The organism is Arcanobacterium phocae, assembly GCF_018913465.1.
Taxonomy (GTDB): Bacteria; Actinomycetota; Actinomycetes; order Actinomycetales; family Actinomycetaceae; genus Arcanobacterium; species Arcanobacterium phocae_A.
Genome location: NZ_JABAPM010000001.1, coordinates 369,792 through 390,671 on the forward strand (window position 1 = coordinate 369,792; position 20,880 = coordinate 390,671).

The 20,880-nt window shown below is 50.6% G+C and carries 20 protein-coding genes and 3 tRNA genes; 18 read left to right on the top strand and 5 right to left on the bottom strand.

Translation table 11 applies throughout. From position 1 onward, the window contains the following. Positions 1–6 precede the first annotated feature (6 nt). Positions 7–975, bottom strand: a complete 969-nt coding sequence (locus tag KSO86_RS01760) for a hypothetical protein (protein ID WP_216378179.1) — start codon at positions 973–975, stop codon at positions 7–9. 27 nt (positions 976–1,002) lie between these two features. Between KSO86_RS01760 and KSO86_RS01765 the strand changes: the two genes are divergently transcribed. The 6 genes from KSO86_RS01765 to KSO86_RS01790 all read left to right on the top strand — a co-directional run bounded on the left by KSO86_RS01765 (position 1,003) and on the right by KSO86_RS01790 (position 5,167). Next, a complete protein-coding gene (locus tag KSO86_RS01765; protein ID WP_216378178.1) occupies positions 1,003–1,770 on the top strand; it encodes a fumarylacetoacetate hydrolase family protein in 768 nt (255 codons plus the stop codon). A gap of 28 nt (positions 1,771–1,798) precedes the next feature. Then, on the top strand, positions 1,799–3,304 hold the full coding sequence (gene gltX, locus KSO86_RS01770) for a glutamate--tRNA ligase (RefSeq protein ID WP_216431748.1): 1,506 nt from the start codon (positions 1,799–1,801) through the stop codon (positions 3,302–3,304). A 173-nt stretch (positions 3,305–3,477) separates the two neighbouring features. Continuing rightward, positions 3,478–3,549, top strand: a tRNA-Gln gene (locus KSO86_RS01775). Positions 3,550–3,577: 28 nt separating this feature from the next. Then, positions 3,578–3,653: transfer RNA gene (locus KSO86_RS01780), tRNA-Glu, on the top strand. Positions 3,654–3,723: 70 nt separating this feature from the next. Beyond that, positions 3,724–3,796: transfer RNA gene (locus tag KSO86_RS01785), tRNA-Glu, on the top strand. Positions 3,797–4,243: 447 nt separating this feature from the next. Next, positions 4,244–5,167, top strand: a complete 924-nt coding sequence (locus KSO86_RS01790) for a glycerophosphodiester phosphodiesterase family protein (RefSeq protein ID WP_216378176.1) — start codon at positions 4,244–4,246, stop codon at positions 5,165–5,167. 59 nt (positions 5,168–5,226) lie between these two features. Here KSO86_RS01790 and KSO86_RS01795 read toward each other — a convergent pair whose 3' ends face one another. The 3 genes from KSO86_RS01795 to KSO86_RS01805 all read right to left on the bottom strand — a co-directional run bounded on the left by KSO86_RS01795 (position 5,227) and on the right by KSO86_RS01805 (position 9,186). Beyond that, positions 5,227–7,245 (bottom strand): M3 family metallopeptidase, encoded by a 2,019-nt coding sequence (locus tag KSO86_RS01795; RefSeq protein WP_216378175.1) that lies wholly within the window; start codon positions 7,243–7,245, stop codon positions 5,227–5,229. 66 nt (positions 7,246–7,311) lie between these two features. Beyond that, complete coding sequence (locus KSO86_RS01800; RefSeq protein WP_216378174.1) at positions 7,312–8,445, bottom strand: glycosyltransferase family 4 protein; 1,134 nt, start codon at positions 8,443–8,445, stop codon at positions 7,312–7,314. Between the two features lie 9 nt (positions 8,446–8,454). Then, positions 8,455–9,186, bottom strand: coding sequence for an IclR family transcriptional regulator (locus tag KSO86_RS01805; protein ID WP_216378173.1), 732 nt, complete (start codon positions 9,184–9,186; stop codon positions 8,455–8,457). Between the two features lie 206 nt (positions 9,187–9,392). Here KSO86_RS01805 and murA point away from each other — a divergent pair, with 206 nt between their 5' ends. The 4 genes from murA to thiL are packed head-to-tail and all read left to right on the top strand — an operon-like array spanning position 9,393 to position 13,711. Further along, positions 9,393–10,715, top strand: coding sequence for a UDP-N-acetylglucosamine 1-carboxyvinyltransferase (gene murA / locus KSO86_RS01810; RefSeq protein ID WP_216431750.1), 1,323 nt, complete (start codon positions 9,393–9,395; stop codon positions 10,713–10,715). Positions 10,716–10,735: 20 nt separating this feature from the next. Then, complete coding sequence (locus KSO86_RS01815; RefSeq protein WP_216378171.1) at positions 10,736–11,563, top strand: lysophospholipid acyltransferase family protein; 828 nt, start codon at positions 10,736–10,738, stop codon at positions 11,561–11,563. Positions 11,564–11,607: 44 nt separating this feature from the next. Then, positions 11,608–12,726, top strand: coding sequence for a D-alanine--D-alanine ligase family protein (locus tag KSO86_RS01820; protein WP_216378170.1), 1,119 nt, complete (start codon positions 11,608–11,610; stop codon positions 12,724–12,726). 7 nt (positions 12,727–12,733) lie between these two features. Further along, positions 12,734–13,711, top strand: a complete 978-nt coding sequence (gene thiL / locus KSO86_RS01825) for a thiamine-phosphate kinase (protein WP_216378169.1) — start codon at positions 12,734–12,736, stop codon at positions 13,709–13,711. Positions 13,712–13,798: 87 nt separating this feature from the next. On the opposite strand, the gene rpmB is transcribed toward thiL, so the two are convergent. Further along, a complete protein-coding gene (gene rpmB / locus KSO86_RS01830; RefSeq protein WP_091280916.1) occupies positions 13,799–13,990 on the bottom strand; it encodes a 50S ribosomal protein L28 in 192 nt (63 codons plus the stop codon). A 243-nt stretch (positions 13,991–14,233) separates the two neighbouring features. On the opposite strand from rpmB, the gene KSO86_RS01835 reads away from it, so the two are divergent. Genes KSO86_RS01835 through KSO86_RS01870 form a run of 8 tightly spaced genes read left to right on the top strand, consistent with a single transcriptional unit; the run spans position 14,234 to position 20,829 of the window. Further along, positions 14,234–16,465: an ATP-dependent DNA helicase RecG gene (locus KSO86_RS01835; protein ID WP_366493213.1), complete on the top strand. Its 2,232-nt coding sequence runs from the start codon at positions 14,234–14,236 to the stop codon at positions 16,463–16,465. Positions 16,466–16,477: 12 nt separating this feature from the next. Continuing rightward, the gene (rsmD, locus tag KSO86_RS01840; RefSeq protein ID WP_216378168.1) at positions 16,478–17,041 is read left to right on the top strand and encodes a 16S rRNA (guanine(966)-N(2))-methyltransferase RsmD; all 564 of its coding nucleotides are present in this window, start codon (positions 16,478–16,480) and stop codon (positions 17,039–17,041) included. A gap of 4 nt (positions 17,042–17,045) precedes the next feature. Next, complete coding sequence (gene coaD / locus KSO86_RS01845) at positions 17,046–17,522, top strand: pantetheine-phosphate adenylyltransferase (protein WP_216378167.1); 477 nt, start codon at positions 17,046–17,048, stop codon at positions 17,520–17,522. Next, complete coding sequence (locus KSO86_RS01850) at positions 17,519–18,025, top strand: ATP synthase subunit B family protein (protein WP_091280928.1); 507 nt, start codon at positions 17,519–17,521, stop codon at positions 18,023–18,025. The genes coaD and KSO86_RS01850 overlap by 4 nt, the downstream gene beginning before the upstream one ends. Before the next feature lie 10 nt (positions 18,026–18,035). Next, on the top strand, positions 18,036–18,608 hold the full coding sequence (locus KSO86_RS01855) for a YceD family protein (RefSeq protein ID WP_216378166.1): 573 nt from the start codon (positions 18,036–18,038) through the stop codon (positions 18,606–18,608). After that, positions 18,608–19,303: a ribonuclease III gene (gene rnc, locus KSO86_RS01860; protein WP_091280933.1), complete on the top strand. Its 696-nt coding sequence runs from the start codon at positions 18,608–18,610 to the stop codon at positions 19,301–19,303. Before KSO86_RS01855 ends, rnc begins: the two co-directional genes overlap by 1 nt. 7 nt (positions 19,304–19,310) lie before the next feature. Beyond that, positions 19,311–20,165, top strand: a complete 855-nt coding sequence (gene mutM, locus KSO86_RS01865; RefSeq protein WP_216378165.1) for a bifunctional DNA-formamidopyrimidine glycosylase/DNA-(apurinic or apyrimidinic site) lyase — start codon at positions 19,311–19,313, stop codon at positions 20,163–20,165. A gap of 40 nt (positions 20,166–20,205) precedes the next feature. After that, entirely contained in the window at positions 20,206–20,829 is a 624-nt protein-coding gene (locus tag KSO86_RS01870) for a response regulator (protein WP_091282621.1), read from the top strand. The last annotated feature ends 51 nt before the right edge of the window (positions 20,830–20,880 follow it).

Below are 20,880 nucleotides of genomic sequence, written 5' to 3' on the forward strand. Positions count from 1 at the left end.
CTTTCGTTAGAACTGGGCAGATGCTTGTAGTTTATCGTGCAATGGCGTGATGATTGCTAACAGTTCTTGGCGTAGTGGCCGTGCCTTCGTTGCCAATTCGCGTTGGCGTTCTATATATTCAGCCTTGCCATTGGCCGTTTCTATCGGAATTGCTGTCAGACCTAAAGATGAACAGTCATATGGCGAGGCGGCCATATCGATGGTGCGAGCTTCCATAGCTAGATCGAACGCTTGGATCGTTAATTCACCCGGAATAATCGGTCCGAGCTGGATGCATGTGCGCAAGAGATCCATGGATACATGGATACACCCTGGTTGCTCATGTTCGAACACCGTCTCATAAGTAGGCTGGACTCGATTGAAGCCAACTGCCTCCGGCATAAAGAACCTAAACGCATCGAAATGTGTGCATCGAATATGAGCTTGCTCGACCAGATGATTTGTTTGTTCCACGCCGAGACGCAAGGGGAGAGGATGTCGAGTTTCGTCAGCTTGGTAGACCATTGCCCATTCGTGCCAGCCCAAACAACCAAATGTCGCCTCGCGCGTGGAGAGGATCCGATTAAGTGCGGTCAGATGCTGTATCCCGTGACTGCGATGTTGTAGGTATTCGTCGTCGACGACGATCGCCTCGCCCATTTCACTATGCACGTTTTTCTGCCACGGTAACGAAGCATGATGCTTCCACCACGATAGCGGGCTAGGCGCCTGTGAATCGGTTGGGTTCCATGCACGCACCGAATCAACGTCTTCATCTGGCTTGGCAAGCCCATAGGGTTCGCCATCTGTGGTGAACCCTGGATGCCATACTGCTAAGCGTCCGGGACGCAACGGATAGTACTCCCAGAGGAAATCTTCTAACGGATTTTTCTCACCAAGTTGGCGGCGCCGAACACGTCCCTGAGAACGCTTCTGAGCAGCATAAAAGTGATCTAGCGCACGGGGCCACCAAATGTCTGAAGAAAGAACATGCATAGGTCTATTTTGGCATAGTCTTAAGGTATGAAAATTGCACGTTTATCAATGTCACAAGGCCCACGTTTCGCCGTCGTCGATGAAGAAACCGGCAACTATCAAATTATCGCAGGTGACCCGATGTACTCGGGCATCGAGCCAACCGGGGAAATCGTTGCTGCGGAAGAGGCAAATCTCGTTTCGCCAATTATCCCACGATCGAAAGTCGTCGGTTTGGGTGCTACCTACTATCAAGAAGGCCAGCCCGAACCAGATATTACGAAGGCCCCGGTAACATTCTTGAAGCCCAACACCGCCGTCGTCGGACCAAATGTGCCTATTGCAGAACCGAGCTTTGCGACAGACCTTCACCACGAGGCAGAACTGGCCATCATTATTTCGCGCTTGTGTAAAGATGTCCCAGAAGATCGCGTCGCTGAAGTTATCTTTGGTTACACTGTTGCTAACGATGTGACTGATGTTTCTACCGCGAAAACTGATCCACAGTGGGCGCGCGCGAAAGGCTTTGATACCTCGTGTCCAATCGGACCGGTTATCGTAACTGATCTGGATACCTCAGATCTCACGATCCGGCTCACGATTGATGGCAAGGTTGTTCAAGAAGGAACAACAGCAAAAATGGCATACTCCATCCCACAAATCGTCTCCTACGTCTCATCTTGTTTCACGTTACTGCCCGGGGACATTATCCTTACCGGTGCAGTAGCTCCCGGAATCCCCGGCGGACCAGGCTCAGAAGTAGAAGCCTATGTTGAGGGAATTGGAACACTACGCAACCCGGTTGTGGCGGACTAGAGCTAAGCGGCGGTAAACTTTACATATCATGACTACATCAATTCCTGCGGAAAAGATCCGCGTACGTTTTTGTCCTTCTCCCACCGGCACCCCACACGTTGGTATGGTGCGTACTTGCCTGTTTAACTGGGCTTATGCGCGTCATGTTGGTGGCACATTCGTTTTCCGTATCGAAGATACGGATGCGGCACGTGACTCGGAAGAGTCGTATCAGCAGATTCTTGATTCTCTTAACTGGCTTGGTTTGGACTGGGATGAGGGAATCGAAGTTGGTGGCCCGCACCCGCCATATCGTCAGTCTCAGCGTATGGATATCTACGCCGATGTTGCTAAGAAGCTTTTGGAAGCTGGATATGCCTATGAGTCGTTCTCTACCCCAGAAGAAGTAGAAGAACGGCATAAGGCTAAGGGCGAAGATCCTAAGCTTGGCTATGACGGTTTCGATCGCGATCTGACCGAAGAGCAGAAGGCCGTTTATCGGGCAGAAGGTCGGCAGCCAGTATTGCGTATCCGCATGCCAGATGAGGATATTACGTTTACAGATCTGGTCCGTGGTGAGATTACGTTTAAAGCAGGTTCGGTTCCGGATTACGTCATCATGCGTGGCAACGGTCAACCACTGTACACATTGACTAATCCAGTTGACGATGCTCTGATGGAGATTACGCACGTGTTGCGCGGTGAAGATCTGCTATCGTCAACTCCGCGTCAGGTTATTTTATACCGGGCCCTTGTAGAGCTTGGAATCGCGAAGTATATTCCGCTTTTTGGACACTTGCCATACGTTATGGGCGAAGGGAACAAGAAGCTGTCTAAGCGCGATCCAGAATCGAACTTGTTGCTCCATCGTGAGCGGGGCATGATCCCAGAAGGACTGTTGAACTATCTCGGTCTGCTCGGCTGGTCAATTGCTCCAGATAACGATTTATTTACCAAGGACGAATTGGTTAAAGCCTTTGATATCGAAGATGTCAATCCAAATCCAGCTCGTTTTGATGACAAGAAGTGTGTAGCAATTAACGCTGAACATATTCGCCGCCTAGACCCGGCGGATTTGCGTAATCGGTTGGTTCCTTACTTGCATAAGGCTGGAGTTTTGGATGTGGCACGATTCGAGGATGCCGATGCTGAAACTCAGCGCCTCCTCGATGGGGCAGCTCCACTAGCTCAGACCCGTATCCAGCTGCTGGGTGAAGCGGCTGCGTTGATGGGCTTCTTGTTCCGTGGTGCCGATGAAATCGAGTACAACGAAAAAGCTGTAGGTAAGTTGCGTGACACTGCACCAGCAGTTCTTGAAGCGGCTATTGAGGCGTTTAGCACAATTGATGCTGACTCTTTTACTGTTGAGTCAGTCAAAGCTGCAGTCGACGAAAAGATCGTTGCAGAGATGGGTATCAAGCCACGATTTGCATTCGCGCCGCTGTTCGTAGCTATTACTGGTACGAACGTGTCATTGCCGGTCGTGGACTCAATGGCTCTGCTTGGTAAGGACGAGACCTTAGCTCGCTTGCGTCGTTTTTACGCGACATTCTGAGATTTATATCAGAGTTTCGTAGGATGAAGCCCGTGGGTAACGCGCTTGTGTGCGTTCCTACGGGCTTCACCTATTCGATCGTGATAACGCTCACGACTTCGTAATTTGCGAATCTCAGCTCAGGTGCGTAAACTAAATATTCGTTGCAGACCGAAAGGTTGCACACCAAACTTTGGGGTATGGTGTAATTGGCAGCACGAGTGATTCTGGTTCATTTAGTCTAGGTTCGAGTCCTGGTACCCCAGCGAAACATCAACACGTTGATGTGTCCTTGCCCCGTTCGTCTAGCGGCCTAGGACGTCGCCCTCTCACGGCGGTAACACCGGTTCAAATCCGGTACGGGGTACCATAACTTACGTACAACTGGTCTTTGTCAGTGGTGCTGTGGGTTAGCAGCGTCTGGTGGAAACATCAGGTAGGCCCCGTTCGTCTAGCGGCCTAGGACGTCGCCCTCTCACGGCGGTAACACCGGTTCAAATCCGGTACGGGGTACAATTTATCTATCCGAACAGCGTGGCTGCTCGGATTTTTTGTATTTCGGCACCTCGCTCTGGCCTAGTGAGTATTTGCCATTTCTTGCATGAAACTGCGGATAAAAATTTTCAACGTACGATTTTCATATGCCGATAAGTTTGTTATGTCCATAATAAACTGTATGATTTGTCGTAAATAGTGATTGTAAGGCGATTCATTCCCCTATTTGGGCGTAGAAATTTAATACTAAGAGCTAAACCTTAAAGGATCCTGAATATTTTCAACTTTATTTATGTTGACAATACAGCTTGTGTTGTCAACATTTTGGGGTCATTATTGAGTCATGGCGCGAGTCACAGATTCGGAAGGTATGAAGAATCGCTGATCCGCCCAGAGACTCATAGACACATTGATGCACTTGAGGCCTGTGCTTTCGTGTATCTCTTAGGACGGAAAGGTAGAACGATGAAAAAGAAAATGATTGCATTCTTAGTTCTTCTCCTTGGCTTTTTGACACCAGTATCAAACGCGATTGCGGCACCTAGTACCCCAGATATGCCGCCATCGAATAGTCGAGCTATTTACGCTATTGCACATCGAGTTTTAACTACACAAAGTGTAGATGATGCAATTGCTGTTGGAGCCAACGCTATGGAAATCGATTTCACCGCGTGGCGGCGAGGCTGGTGGGCCGATCATGACGGGCTACCAACAAGTGCCGGTGACCGTGCAGAAACTATTTTGAAGCACATCGCTGATAAGCGCAAAGAAGGCGCGAATATTTCATTCGTCTGGTTCGATATCAAGAATCCAGATCATTGCCCAAATCAAAGCAGCGTCTGCTCAATTACCGCATTACGGGACTTGTCGCGGAAGTACCTTGAACCTGCGGGTGTGCGCGCTCTTTATGGATTCTACAAGACTGTAGGCGGTGTAGGTTGGAACACAATCATCAACGACTTGCACGATAGTGAAGCTGTTGCGTTGTCTGGTCCAACGGACAACGTGCTGAGTGACTTCTCCAAAGCCGGAGACAAGATCCTTACTAAGCAAAAGATTGCGGATTACGGATACTACAATATCAACCAAGGATTTGGTACGTGCGAATCTTACGCCAATACAACGTGTGATCAGCTTCGGAAATCAAGCGAAGCCCGCGCTCGTGGCGCACTAGGTAAGACATTTGGTTGGACAATTGCTACTGGTCAGGACTGGAACGTGGATGCACTCCTCGGTACAGCTCACGTAGACGGCTTAATATTCGGGTTCAAGGCAACGTACTTCTATCGTCATCCGAATACCATTAACGCCTTTAATTCCATCAAGAACTGGGTAGATAAGCACTCTGCTACTCATCACATGGCAACTAATGCAGACCGTCCATGGTAGGCATTAATTAAAATTAAATGAGGGCTCCGGCAGAAAATCTGCCGGAGCCCTCATGATGTTTACTCAGCTAAGCCGCGTCGTTCGAGGAGAGCTTCTGGACGAGGCTCGCGCTCACGGATTTCCTTAAATGACTCCATTGGTGGACGAGACGAACCACGTGACAAAAGTTTCTCACGTAACTCCATACCAGCTTCGCGGGTGAAACCACCATTGGCCTGTTCCCGGAACCATTGTTCAATATCCGCGACCAATACCTCGGCCCACATATATGAGTAATAGCCGGCATCGTACCCGCCGCCAAACGTGTGCGTGAAGTAGGTTGAACGATACCGCGGAGGAACTAATGGACAAGAAACACCAAACTTTTCTAACGCTGATTCTTCAAACGCTGCCACATCACATGGGTCCTCATCGGCGTGCAGCAAATGCCAAGCCTGATCTACCAGTGCTGCCTTTGTGAACTCAGTAGTTGCAAAAGCTTGACCAAACGTCTTGGAAGCTGACAATGCCTCCACAAGTTCGGACGGCATGATTTCACCAGTCTTATGATGGCGTGCATAGTTAGCCAAGACTTCTGGATGGTAGGCCCACATCTCATTCAACTGCGAAGGAAACTCCACAAAATCACGCGGAACATTCGTGCCTGCTGAGGAACGGTATCGGGTATGCGTGAGCAATCCATGAAGAGCGTGGCCAAATTCGTGGAAAACAGTTTCAACGTTGTCCCAGGTTAATAAACATAACTCGCCCTCGGCAGGTTCCGGGAAATTGCAGTTGTTGAGAATGATAGGTTTGGTTCCATCAATCTCGCATCCGGTAATCACCGAGTGCATCCATGCGCCGCCCTTTTTACCTGGGCGACGGTAATAATCTGCCTGGAAAAGACCAAGCGTGGTGCCGTCCTCATCTTTTACTTCCCAAGTTTTCATTGACGGAACGTAGCCGGCAAGGTCTGGCCGAGGCTCAAACGAGATACCATAGAGTCGGTTTGCGGCGAAGAATATGCCGTTTTCAACCACATTCGTTAGCTCAAGATACGGCATAATTTTGGCTTCTTCAACGCCTTGTTGAGCGCGTAACTGCTCTTCATAGAAAGTCCAGTCGCCGGCTTCAACGCCATCTGCATCTGGATCTTTTTCAGCCAACTCAACCAGGTTTTTGTAGTCACGGTCAACTGCTGCGACAGCCTTATGTGCAACGGATGTTAACAGGTTGAGAACCGCATCTGAATCTCCAGCCATTTCGCGCGCTGCAACAACTTGTGCATGGCTCTCGAAGCCAAGCAATGCAGCCCGTTCTGCGCGTAGCTTCGCAATCTTTAATACGAGCTCACGAGTATCCGATTCTGCATGCTCTCCAAAACCTCGGGCCAGCGACGCAGCGAGGATATCGCGACGAGTTTGGGGAACACGTATCTCAGTTTGAATCGGCTGGTTTGAAAAATTCGCTAGCTCAATACGATAAGAGCCTTCGTCAGTGCGCAGACCAGCTATTTTTTCCTCGCTTAATCCCGCTAATTTAGTAGGATCATCTGTTATATAAGCCGCGTCAGACATCGCGCGTGTAGCACGCTTGACATATTCGATCTGTAGCCCAGAAAGCTCCGCATCAATCGCGCGTAACCGATCGGCGTCGTCGTCGGAAAGTTCGATTCCACCCGAACGGAATGCCTTCAACTCTTTTTCAACCCAATATTGGGTTTCGGCATCAGCATCGGATACATCAAGCGCTTGAATACGCTGATAAATCCGCTTATTCAGTGAGTAAGCGTTCTCATGTTCGGAAAGCTTTGGACCGATCTGTGCCTCAATATCGTTGAGTTCGTCCGTTCCTAGCGAAGAAAACAAGGTAAAGGCGACGGACAAAACGCGATCAAATTCTTCGCCAGCATGCTCGATGGCTTCAACCGTGTTTTCGACCGTTGGCGGGTTTGGATCGGTAGCGATCTTTTCCCACGCCGCACGTTGGCGTGCCATAACCTGTTCGACGGCGGGCATGATGTGCTCTGGCTTAATATCAGCCCAGCGTGGCAATTGATATGGTAATGATGATTTTTCGAGTAATGGGTTTTCTGTCATAGTTGTAGTTTACCGTGCTTGCGTTAAAGAGTGCGTTCTCTTTCGCGTACCGGTAAACCACGGTCTCTAGCTGAGCAGACTAATCAGTGGCTTCGCAACGTCGCTCCATCGCCACTTATGATCGACCCAGTCCCTACCGGCATCACCCATTCGGCGCGCTTCGTCGGGGTTCTCAAGGAAATAGCTAACTGCCGAAACAACTGCATTGACAGAATTACCGTTGACTACCAGGCCGGTCTCTTTATCTATTACTGCCTCGGGCGCGCCGCCGGAATCTCCGGCAACTACCGGTAGTCCAGCAGCATATGCTTCGAGATAGACAATCCCGAGTCCTTCGATATCTAGGCCACCGCCGCGGGTACGGCACGGCATAGCGAAAATATCTCCCAGTGAATAATGAGCAGGAAGTTCTGCGTATGGTACTTCACCAGTGAAAACGATGTCAGTTTGTGCAGGCGATTGGCTGGCAAGTTGCCGTAACTTTTTCTCGTAAGGTCCTTTACCCACGATCACAAGCTTTGTTCCTGGAAATCGGCTTGTCACCTGATGCCATCCCTTGATGAGAATGTCTTGTCCTTTTCGTGGTACGAGCCGAGAAATACAGACGACGACGGGGGCATGTTGGCCGATTCCATAGCGGCGTCGTAAATCTGCCCGGGCTTGCCGGTCAAAGGCAAACATCTCCGGATCGATAGCCCCATGAAGTTGCATAATATCGGTGTCCCCGATGAATGGAGCTAGCCGGCGTAGCGTTGCGTTAGTCAGGTAGGTGACAACGTCGGCATCTGCAAAAACTTTCCGAAGCATGTGACGTGAACCAGGGAGCATAGACCAGCCGATCTCATGCCCATGGGTGGTGGCAATAACCTTGTCAGCTCCGGCTGCATGTGCTGCATTAGCAAGCAATCCGAGCGGAGCGGCTGCGCCAAACCAAACATTTTTAACGTCGTACTGGTGGATAAGACTAGTCATGGTACGACTAACGTCCGGCGAAGGAAGCATAGTTGTCCCAGGATAGCGCACGACTGTGTAAGGCTGTTGTTCGTCGTAGTCCAGCGCGGACTGCATCCCTGTTGGCGGAGTGGAGGCGTAAACAACGAGTTGAGCTGGATCAAGTTGCGAAACGAAACCTTCAAGGAACGTTTGAATGCCACCAGCTCGTGGTGGGAAATCGTTGGTGACAAGAAGTGTTTTGCGCATCGTTTCGCCCTAGGTCGTTGGTTCGGAACGTTTGATAAGGTCGGTTAGTCGATTAGCAGCCGCGACGACGGCGGCCGCATAGTGGCGACCTGGCTGACGTCCCATACGTTCGACAGGGCCAGAGATAGAAATAGCCGCAACGACATGTCCGTTTGCACCTCGTACTGGAGCCGAAATTGAGGCGACACCGGGTTCGTGTTCCCCCAACGATTGGGCCCAGCCACGACGTCGGACAGCGGATAACACAGTAGCGGTGAATTGTGCACCGTACAGTCCACGGTGCAATCGGTCAGGTTCATCCCATGCCAATAGTACCTGTGCGACTGATCCTGCTTGCATAGAGAATGCTGAACCTACTGGAATGGAATCGCGAAGACCAGTAGTACGCTCCGCTGAAGCAACACACACGTTTTGATCACCTTGGCGACGATAGAGCTGAGCTGATTCACCGGTGTGGTCGCGTAAGGCAATTAATATCGGATTCGCGGCCGTAAGCAGACGATCATCGCCAGCGCGCGAGGACAATTCAGCTAGCCGAGGTCCTAGAATGAACCGGCCCTGAGTATCTCGACCAACGAAACGATGGAATTCGAGAGCGACTGCGAGCCGGTGTGCGGTAGGGCGTGCTAGATGCGTTGCTGATACTAGTTGCGCGAGTGTGAGTGGGCCTTGTTCAAGCGCTTGAAGAACTGATGCGGCTTTGTCGAGTACGCCGACCCCGCTACCCTGAGAATTGTCCATAAGTTCATCTTGCCATTCCATATTGTGAGACGCAACCTGTCTGGGGTTCTTGGTCTACGAAGAAAGACATCTTATACGGTGCCTTGTATGCCTAGTCGAATAGAATGACAATTCGGGGTATTCTTGTTTCGTGGATTAGTCGGAACAATGAATAGACTTCACTCCACATTACCGAACTCGTACAACACGTCCGGAGAAGAGAACACATGTCAGGCGTTTTGAAAGTCACTGGTGGTCAGCCACTTCACGGTACTATTGCGGTGCGCGGAGCAAAAAACTTTGTCTCTAAAGCGATGGTGGCGGCTCTACTTACTGAAGAGACCTCTGTCCTGCGCAACGTTCCATTGATCCGTGACGTTGATGTTGTTTCTGATCTTCTTCGGTTACACGGTGCCGATGTTGATTACGATCAAGACGCTGGGATAGTCACCATTACTCCGGGCAAGATCCACTTGCCAGATGACCCGGCGCAGATGGACCTTCTAGCTGGCTCATCTCGCATCCCCATTCTTTTCTGTGGACCGTTACTACATTCACTTGGTGAAGCATTCATTCCAGATCTCGGCGGCTGTCATATTGGAGACCGGCCAGTTGATTTCCACCTACAAGTATTAGAAGACTTCGGTGCAATTCGTGACGAACAGGAGTTTGGTCTCCACTTAACAGCTCCTCGTGGACTTAAAGCCCGCAAAGTGACATTGCCGTATCCGTCAGTCGGAGCTACTGAACAAACGTTGTTAGCGGCCGTGCGGGCCGAAGGAATCACCGAGTTGCGTGGTGCTGCCGTCGAACCAGAAATCATGGACTTGATTTCCGTATTACAAAAGATGGGTGCGCTCATCACAGTCTCGACCGACCGTACGATTGTGATCGAAGGAGTACGCCAACTCCACGGCTACAACCATTTTGCTATCGCAGATCGAATCGAAGCTGGATCTTGGGCCTGTGCTGCGCTAGCGACCGGCGGGGACATCATGATCAACGGGGCACAACAAGAGCCGATGATGAGCTTCCTCAACGTATACCGCAAAGTTGGTGGACAATTCGACGTGACCGATGAGGGTATTCGTTTTTGGCACCCTGGCGGGGAACTAAACTCGATCCCTATTGAAACAGATGTCCACCCAGGTTTTATGACTGACTGGCAACAGCCCCTCGTCGTCGCCCTGACCCAGGCAAACGGAGTATCAATCGTCCACGAAACCGTTTATGAAAATCGATTTGGCTTTGTGAAAGCACTAAACAAAATGGGTGCTCATATCCAAGTTTATCGAGAGTGCCTGGGTGGAAAACAGTGCCGGTTTGGTACTGAAAACTATTACCATTCCGCTGTGATCATGGGGCCAACTCCGTTGACAGCTGCAGACATCACCGTTCCTGATTTGCGCGGTGGGTTCTCCCATCTTATTGCAGCTTTAGCAGCTGAAGGAACCTCGCACGTTCAAGGGATTGACCTAATTAATCGAGGCTACGAACACTTCATGACCAAGTTGCGTACCCTGCACGCAAACGTAGAACGAGTTTCGTAAAGCATATAGGCAAAACCACCGTGAAAGTTCCCGAAGCACAACCGTTCTTGCGCTTTATCGCTCCTATCATCATCAAGTTAAATAACGTCGTGCAGAATCTGACGATCACTGGACTGCACCATATTCCGCACGATGGTCCCGCGATAGTGATTGCAAATCATACAGTCCATGCAGACTCGCTTATTCTCGGTGAAGCAATCATTAAATCAGGTAGAGCACCGCATTTTGTTGCTGGATCAGATTTTTTCGCAGTTCCTGGAGTGGCTTTCATACTTCGCGGAGTCAACGCAATTAAGGTAACACGAGGAACTTCTGCCGCTAAAGATTCGCTTGATGGAATCCGAGATATTCTCGATGCCGGTGGAATCGTTCTGCTCTTTCCCGAAGGCGGTCTTACTCACGATCCGCAGCTGTGGCCAATGCGCGGAAAAACGGGACTTGCGAGGTTAATGGCAACGCATCCAGACGTTCCAATTATTCCTTGTGCACATTGGGGAAATGAACGCCTATTGAACCCGTGGAATTATGCTATCAACTGGAAACATATGGGACGGCATACGCGTACCCACGTCGTTTTCGGTCCCGCACTAAACCTATCTGTCAGTGAAGATCCCGATTACGCTGAACTTACGGCAGTTACTGGAAAAATAATTGATCATTTGGAGCATATGCTGGTGCCATTGCGCCAAGCAAACCCGTTAGATTTCACAGTAGAGCCACGCGAACGACGCTGGGATTGTCGAGTTGATGGTGACCCATTGAACGATGAGTATGAGCTTAACCGGGCCTTGCGTCAGGCACGGAAAAATCGTCGTCGGAGTAGGTGGAGAAAAATAACGGCACGCTGACAAGCACTCCTATCTGAGCAAAGCCCTGAGGTAACATTATTCTCATGTCGAATTCAAAGATCCGCGTCGCAATCATCTACGGTGGCGCATCAGGTGAGCATTCCATTTCTATTGCTACTGCAGGCGCTGTCATGCGGGCCTTAGATCCGGAACGTTATGAGGTATTACCGATAGCTATTACCCGCGATGGTACGTGGGTTCCAGGGGCAACTGATCCATCGAAGCTGACGCTTGATGCGGGCCTCCTTGAAGTTGAGAAAGTTCCAGAAACTGTTGCGATTCCTGCCGGAGACGGGGCACAATCGCTAGTTGCCTACAATCGTGAACACGCCAGTAATCTTGAGCTTCTCGGCAACGTGGATGTTGTCTTTCCGCTACTGCACGGTCCCTTTGGAGAAGACGGAACAATCCAGGGGCTCCTTGAACTAGCTGGTATTCCGTACGTTGGATGTGGTGTGTTTGCATCTGCAGCCGGAATGGACAAGCATTACATGAAGGTAGTCTTGGAGTCTGCCGGACTCCCGGTAGCACCTTACGTTGTTGCCACAGCTCGTCAGTGGCGTGATGAACGTGAGGCAGTTCTTGCCAAGGTTGCTCAATTACAGTTCCCGGTCTATGTCAAGCCCGCACGAGCTGGATCTTCGCTGGGTATTACACGTGTTAACACGCTTGAGGAAGTTCCGGAAGCCGTGGCGCAAGCCCAAATACATGACCCCAAGGTACTGATTGAGCAGGGCGTTGACGGACGCGAGATCGAATGTGCCGTCCTAGGCGGACGTAATGATTCGACCCCGCGCGCTTCCGTTGTTGGTGAAGTCCTGGTGGACCTTCCAGACGACGGCTTCTACGACTTTGAGCATAAATACTTAGAGACAGCCAATTTGAAGCTATCTATTCCGGCTCAAGTCCCGCCAGAAATTTCAGATAAAATCCGTGATCAGGCGGTTAAAACCTTCGATGCGTTTGGCTGTGAAGGAATGTCTCGCGTCGATTTCTTCTTAACTCCTGAAGGTAAAACCTACGTCATCGAAATCAATACGATTCCAGGTTTCACGCCGTTCTCGATGTATCCAGTTCTATGGGAGCACACGGGGCTCCCATATTCTCAGTTACTTGATGAATTGATTGGCTTAGCATTGGAACGCCCAACAGGGCTCCGTTAAGGCAAGCGTGCTTGTTAAAGACCTCAACGAAAATGAGCTGCTTGCTCGGTTCGTTCCGCTATTGCCACGGGCGACTTGCGCTGTAGTAGGCAACGGTGATGATTCTGCGGTGTTGCATATCGGCGGGGATACAACTGTCTCCACCGATATGCTCGTAGAAAATAGACATTTTCGGTGTGATTGGTCCACGGGATTTGATGTAGGTTATCGAGCGGCGCAACAAAATATCGCCGATGCTCTTGCAATGGGAGCCACGCCAGTATCACTTGTTGTTGGGCTTGGAATACCACCTACCACTGAGGTGACCTGGGTCGAAGACCTCGCTCGCGGTTTTGCTCAAGCCTGCCAGCCTTGGGGAATAGGCGTTGACGGTGGCGATCTTGTTTCGGCGTCGGAGATAACTATCGGAGTCACCGTTATTGGTGATCTCCAAGGACGCAAGCCACTGCGCCGGGATAGTGCGCTACCTGGTCAAAAAGTTATCTTTACCGGGAATCTTGGCCATGCTGCAGCTGGATATGAGTTGCTCAAACATGGTTACACGCGCACAGATTCAGACGAGCATGTGGCAAGCTTAATCGATGATTTTTTACGGCCGAAGCCGCCGATCAAGGCAGCAATGACAGCGGTTAATACTCATACTTTATGCGCTGGGATAGATGTTTCAGACGGGCTGGTAAAAGACATCGGGCGGGTGGCGCGGGCTAGTCGGGTCTGGATCAATCTTGAAGGTGCACAGCTTGATAAACTTCTTGGTCCCTTAGGGCGGGCTGCCGGGAAACTTGGAGCTAACCGACGCTTGTGGGCGTTGGCCGGGGGAGAAGACCACGGTTTTGTCGCTACTATCGACTCAGCCGCTGTTATTCCGGATGGCTTTAGCGTTATTGGGCAGGTTATCGGACCTGATGAGCATGGTCGAATGACACTCGATCACGTTTCGCTCGATCCGGATCGGATCGGCTGGGACCATTTCCGTTCTGCATAGTCTAGTAACCTTTGGCCTTACACGATATACGGTTTATGGCATAAAAATATCCCTCGACGAATCGAGGGATATTTAAGCTTGGTTCGATCACACGTTACGAGTGACCTTGCCGGCCTTCAGGCACGAGGTGCACACGTTCAGACGCTTAGGGGCACCCTTAACGAGAGCACGAACACGCTGAATGTTCGGGTTCCAACGGCGGGAAGTACGCACGTGGGAGTGCGAAACACTCTTACCGAAGCTCGGGCCCTTGCCGCAGACTTCACATACAGACGCCACGGTTCTCTCCTTCATTAAAAGACGAATAGACGCTTTCGCGCCTCTACCAAAATTGGCAACTTCAAAAGTATATCTAATTATCGGCGCAGATTCCAAGTCGTAAACACGGAGCTAAGCGTGCTGTTCGCCACGCTTTGTGCTGTAACTGAACCCTGCTGACGTGCAGATTCACTTAGTTCTTCTAATTCTACTAAACTTTTGAGTAGCAGTGCAGGATATCGAGCCGAGGGAAGAGAATAAAACGTGGATACTGGGTCACAGTCACATTGTGAATCTCCCCGGGCGGTTGCACTAGCTGCTGACGCCTGGACAGCTTTATCGCGCCCTTTGAACCGTATCGTCGGTGCGCGCAGTGCGCATGCGTTGGAAAAGCTTGGTCTTGAAACGGTTGAAGACCTTTTGAACTATGTGCCTTTTCGTGTGGCTAAACGCGGTGAGCTTTTGCCGATTGAGCAAGTTTCAGAAGGTGAATCGGTTACGGTTGTTGCCCGAGTTACTGAGGTTTCCGAGCGGCCAATGAACAACCGCCATGGTTTTATTCTCAACGTCACTATTTCCGACGGCGAACACGACCTCGATTTGACGTTCTTTGCAAAGAGCAAGCGCCCATTGGCTTTTCATAAGTCCCGGTTGTTGCCGGGAACGCTAGCAACGTTTTCCGGAACTATTTCGTCTTATCGCGGGCGGTTGCAATTGGCGCATCCTGAGTACGAAATAGTCGACGACGAAGAAGGCGTTGACGAAAAGCGAGTGGCACGCCCAATCCCGATTTATCATTCGGCTGCAAAAATTCCTTCTTGGCAGATTGAACGCGCCGTCGACACAATCTTTGGAACCTTGTCTGAGCAAGATATTCCTGATCCGTTACCTCGTCAATATCGGGAGCAACATAAGTTATCTTCGCGTTATGCCGCATTGAAAGCCATTCACCAACCGGATTCAGTGGACGAATGGCTCGAAGCAAAGCGCAGACTAGCGCATGAAGAAGCGTTTGTTTTGCAGGCTGCTTTGGCACAGCACGCTGCAGAAGTTGGCAAGACGTCCGCTCCAGTATGCGTATGGCGTGACGACGGCGTGGCAGCTGCGTTCGATACTCGGCTCCCGTTTTCACTTACTGATTCGCAGGTTGATGTTGGTCATGAAATCAGTCAGGCGCTGGGATCTGCACTCCCGATGCGCAGGCTTCTTCAGGGCGATGTTGGTTCCGGGAAAACAATTGTGGCGTTGCGAGCGATGCTACAGGTCGTTGATGCGGGCTACCAAGCAGTGCTGATTGCGCCTACGGAGGTGCTGGCTCAGCAGCATTGGGACACGATAACGTCCATGCTTGGAGACCTAGGAACTGCGGGCCAATTAGGAGCAGCTAATAAGGCTATTACCGTAGATATCTTGACTGGATCGTTAAGCAGTGCGCAACGACGTCGGACTCTTGCTCGATTAGCTTCTGGCCAGCCCGGAGTGATTGTAGGGACGCATGCATTATTGAGTGAGAGCGTGCAAATACCGCGTCGTGGTTTAGTAGTTGTTGATGAGCAACATCGTTTTGGGGTAGATCAGCGTGATAGATTAGCGCATGGGGCACACCTGCTGGTTATGACTGCCACACCTATTCCGCGAACTATCGCGATGACGGTTTTTGGTGATCTTGACGTTATGGTGCTAGCCAATCGGGAACGCAATGCGGTTACTACTAATGTTGTTCCGGCGTATAACGACCGCTGGATGGCACGCGTGTGGCAACGCGCTGGCGAAGAAGTCGCGGCAGGCGGACGCGTTTTCGTGGTTTGCCCTCGCATTTCCGCGAACGAATCAGAAGAAGACTCTGACCTTGTTGATCAGCAGCTCGACATGATGGAACGGCCAGCGATGTCTGATGTTGAAACTTTGAGCGCACGGCTTCGGGCTTTGCCTACGCTACGTGAAGTCAACATAGGTGTGTTACATGGTCAGCTGACGCCAGCAGAGAAAACAGCTGCTATGGATGACTTTATTGCGGGACGAATTCAATTGCTGGTTTCGACAACTGTTATCGAAGTTGGTGTGGATGTTGCCGATGCGACGCTAATGATTATTATGGATGCCGATCGTTTTGGTCTATCTCAGCTTCATCAGCTCAGAGGCCGGGTAGGGCGTGGTGATAAACCCGGATTGTGTTTGGCAGTTACTGGGGCCGCGGACGGTTCTCTTGCTGCATCACGGGTTGACGCCTTTGCTTCGACGACGGATGGGTTCGAGCTGGCTGAGGCTGATGTTGCGTTGCGCTCAGTTGGAGATGTGTTAGGTGCGAGCCAATCAGGCTCACGTAGTTCGCTTCGTTTTGTGTCGGTGGTCAAGGATAAACTGATTATCGAACAAGCAAGGCAAGGTGCGCGTGACGTGATAAGTAATGATTCATCTTTGGCAGAACATCGAGCACTAGCAGTAGCAATCTCTGATATCAATGCACGAAGCAGAGAATACTTGGAAAAAAGTTAAGGGAGAAGAACCGTGAGCAAAATTGTTGCCGGCAGTGCCGGCGGGCGTGCCCTTAAAGTGCCGAAGTCTGGCACTAGACCTACGTCATCATTAGTTCGTGAAGCATTATTTTCCCATCTTGAGCATCGTGATTTCATCAACGAGTGTGATGTGCTTGACTTGTTCGCAGGTTCTGGGGCACTGGCATTAGAAGCGCTCTCTCGTGGCGCTTGCCGGGCGCTGGGAGTCGATAACTCAGAAGAAGCGATCCGGATAATGAACACTAATGCGCGAAATACTGGATTGCCGTTGCAAGCCATTAAATCCAATGTGCTCACGTATGTCAGCCAATCAGGAACCGACGGTCCGTTCGATGTTATTTTCCTTGATCCGCCGTATGCGTTTTCCGACGATCAGTTAGCTGCCGTCATTAAAGAACTGCCGCGGCATCTGAAATCGGACGGTCTCGTCGTCGTCGAACGTGCGAAACGTAATAATGAGCCAGTCTGGCCGGCCCAGTTGCACGCTGAGCGCGAACGAACGTGGGGCGATACCCGAGTATGGACAGCGCAAATGGGTGTTGAGGACGTAGAGTAGCATCATGAGTTGTGCAATTTGCCCAGGATCATTTGACCCAATTACTCGGGGACATGTCGATGTCATCGAAAGAGCTCATCGTATGTTTGATGAGGTTGTGGTAGTGGTTGCCCGAAATTCGGCTAAGTCGTACTTGTTTTCTGATGAGGAACGTCTGCAACTTGCACAAGAAGCAGTCAAGCATATACCGCATGTTCGTGTTGAACTAGTTGATGGTCTGATTGCCGACTATGCGAAAAAGATCCATGCAAACGCAATAGTCAAAGGAGTTCGTGGGTCAGCCGATTACGATTCAGAACTTCCGATGTCCCTACTGAATCGACATTTATCTGGCGTTGAAACAGTTTTTGTTATGGGCGAGCCGAGTCTTGCACATATTGCGTCCTCGTTCGTGAAAGAATTAGCACGGTATGGTGGACCATATGAAGATTTGGTACCGGCCAATGTTGCTCAAGCATTAAAAGAAAAGGTGGAATCATGAGTGATCAGGGAGAGTCCTTACTCGAAATTTTAGACGAGCTTTACGATATCGTCGTCAACGCAAAGAATATGCCGCTCTCTGCTTCAGTTCTTATCAATCGTGCTGAAGCTATTGATCTTCTCGACACTGCGCGTGATATTGTGCCGGATCAGATTAAGCAGGCAGATTCGGTGCTGTCTCAAGCTGGTCGGGTTTCTGACCAAGCCCGAGAAGATGCGGATATTGTGTTGCGTCACGCCCAAGAAGAAGCTGATTCTATTTTGGCAGAGGCGCGGGAACAAGCATCCCGTTTAGTCGCCCAGGATCAGATCACCATCGCGGCTAAATCTCAAGCTACCCGGATAGTTGATGAGGCTCATCAAAAGGCAAGCCAACTAATCCAAGGCGCTAATGAGTACTCCGAACAGACTTTGGGCGAGTTAGCAAATCAGCTTGCCCATTTACAAAACCAGATTGCGGCGGGGCAGGGCGTTTTAGCCCAGCGTCGAGCTCAAGAACAGTAGGCGTTAATACGTGAAAAAGAAAGAAAATTCGATAGATTTACGGTCCCCATACGTGGTTTCAGTGTCCGATGTGGTTTCCGGATCACCTAAACAGCTAGAACTACGCTTGCCGGTGCCGGAAGAGTGCGGCGTCGGGCTTATCGGAATACCATCAGGCTCAGACATCGACGTCACAGTCTCTATGCAGTCTGTTTCGGAGGGTGTTTTCGTCCAAGGACAGATTTCTGCTACCGCGGTCGGTAACTGCGCGCGCTGTGCTACCGAATTCACCAAGCATATGAATGAGCCAATGGCTGAACTCGTTTTTTGGCCAGAACGCCGCGAAGCGCTCGCCAGTGAAGGCGATGACGAAATCGAAGATATGCCAGTAATTGAAGATATGCATATCGATCTAGAGCCAATAATTAGGGACGCCATTGTTCTTGCGCTCCCATTCACGCCGCTATGTGCTCCCGATTGCGAGGGTCTGTGCCAAGAGTGTGGCGAACCATGGAAGGACCTGCCAGCAGATCACCGTCACGAATTCCTGAACCCGGCATTTTCTGCCCTTGATGCGTTAGCAGAGCAGATGAGGAACAACTGATGCATGAACACGATCGCAGTCGCCTGATAGAGTCGTGGGGCGCATCGATTCCCTCAGATCTGTTGACCTTGGCTTTAACACATCGGTCTTGGGCATATGAACATGATAGTGGCCATAACGAACGCCTCGAGTTCCTTGGCGATTCTATTTTGGGTGCCGTCGTTTCGGAACAAATCTTCCATGACTACCCAGATAAGTCCGAAGGAGAGCTGTCTAAAATCAAATCAGCTGCTGTCTCTGAACGTGCGCTCGCGGATATAGCTCGAGAGCTGAACATCGGGGCTTATATTCGGCTCGGCAAAGGCGAAGAACAATCCGGTGGACGCAACAAGGATTCAATCCTTTCTGACACGGTGGAAGCTCTGATCGCTGCTACATATGAAGCGTGCGGACTAGACGTTGTTATTCCGGTAGTTCGGCAACATCTAAAAGAGAAAATTTTGCAGGCTACTCGCATGGGCCCGGCATTGGACTGGCGTACTGCGATGGAAGAAAAGGCACGTGAACTGGGATTCGTAGGTGATCTTTCCTACCAGATCACAGGAGAAGGGCCTGACCATGCAAAGGTCTATACTGCGAGAGCCTATATTGCTGATACTGAATGGGGACGCGGTCAAGCAACATCTCGAAAGGCCGCCAAACTCGTTGCCTGTGAAGATGCCTACCACCGTCTGGTTGCTAACACTGCATATTAGGTGACCTATGCCAGAGCTACCAGAGGTTGAGACAATAAGGCAAGGCCTCTTGCCTTACGTGATCGATAAAACGGTGAAGTCAGTTCATGTTTTGCACCCGCGAGTGGCACGGGTGTCTCCGGTTGGTCTAGACCCGTTAGTAGGGCAAACATTTGTGTCTGTTGCCAGACGCGGCAAGTACCTATGGCTTAATACCGAAGACGGGGCACTGGTTGCGCACTTAGGAATGTCGGGTCAGTTCCGGATCAATAGTCCATCTCCGCACGTGCGGGCAAGACTTGATTTTACTGATGGGACAAGTATTGATTTTGTCGATCAACGTACATTCGGGCATCTGTATCCAGATACATTACTGCCTACTTCTGATGGCGGTCCCGGCGGACACGGCAGTAAGCTGGCGATGATTCCCGCGAGTGTAGCTCACATTGCCCGAGATCTCTTAGATCCCTTATGCGATCTGAGGGCTGTTGCTAAGCGCGTTAAATCTGGACGAACTGAAATCAAACGTGCGCTCCTGAACCAAAGCATTGCCTCGGGTATTGGGAATATTTATGCCGATGAAGCCCTATGGGAAGCAAAAACACATCCGCAGAAGAAAACATCGGCGATGACGCAACGAAATATCGAATACGTTTATGCTCGGGCCCGTGAAGTTATGGAACGCGCACTAGCCGTTGGTGGAACATCATTTGATGCGCTTTACGTCAATGTCAATGGCGAATCAGGATATTTCGATCGTTCGTTGAATGCGTATGGAAAAACAGGGGTGCCGTGCCGACGGTGCGGAACGAGTATCCAACGCATCGTTTTTATGAACCGTTCTTCGCATTTATGCCCGGCATGTCAGCGTCGTTCAAGGTAAACTAGATACCGTGAGTGAAGAAAATACCCCAGTTAGTGTCATGATTATCGACGATCACGAAGTGGTGCGTCGTGGTATTGCCGAAGTTGTGGATCGGGCAAACGGTCTACAGGTTATTGCTGAGGCGGGTTCCGTAGCGGAAGCTATCCGCCGTGCTGAACTTATGATTCCACAGGTGGCGTTGGTTGATTTGCGTCTGCCAGACGGTACCGGGATTGATATTATCCGCGAATTGCGTGAGCGTGTGCCGCAAGTTAAATGCGTTGTTTTAACGTCATTTGATGACGACGACGCTCTTGCTGAAGCCCTCGATGCAGGTGCTAAAGCTTATTTGCTTAAGTCAGTGCGCGGAGCTGAAATTACTGATGTTATTAAAGCAGTTGCTGACGGTCGCGTGCTACTAGATGAACGTACCGTGACTCGGCGACGTGCAGATCACGATGACCCAACTGCAGATCTGACCCCGTCAGAGCGTAAGGTCCTTCAATTAATCGGAGATGGCTTATCAAACCGGGAAATTGGCGAGAAACTCGGTGTTGCTGAAAAGACTGTCAAGAACCACATCACATCACTGCTGTCGAAGATGGGAATGCAACGTCGTACCCAGGTAGCTGCGTGGGTTGCCGGACAGCGAGCAGCCGGGTGGCGCAACGCAAGTAACTGACCACAATTTTTATTGAGTGGGCTAGCACTAGCTATCTGTGCTAGCCCACTT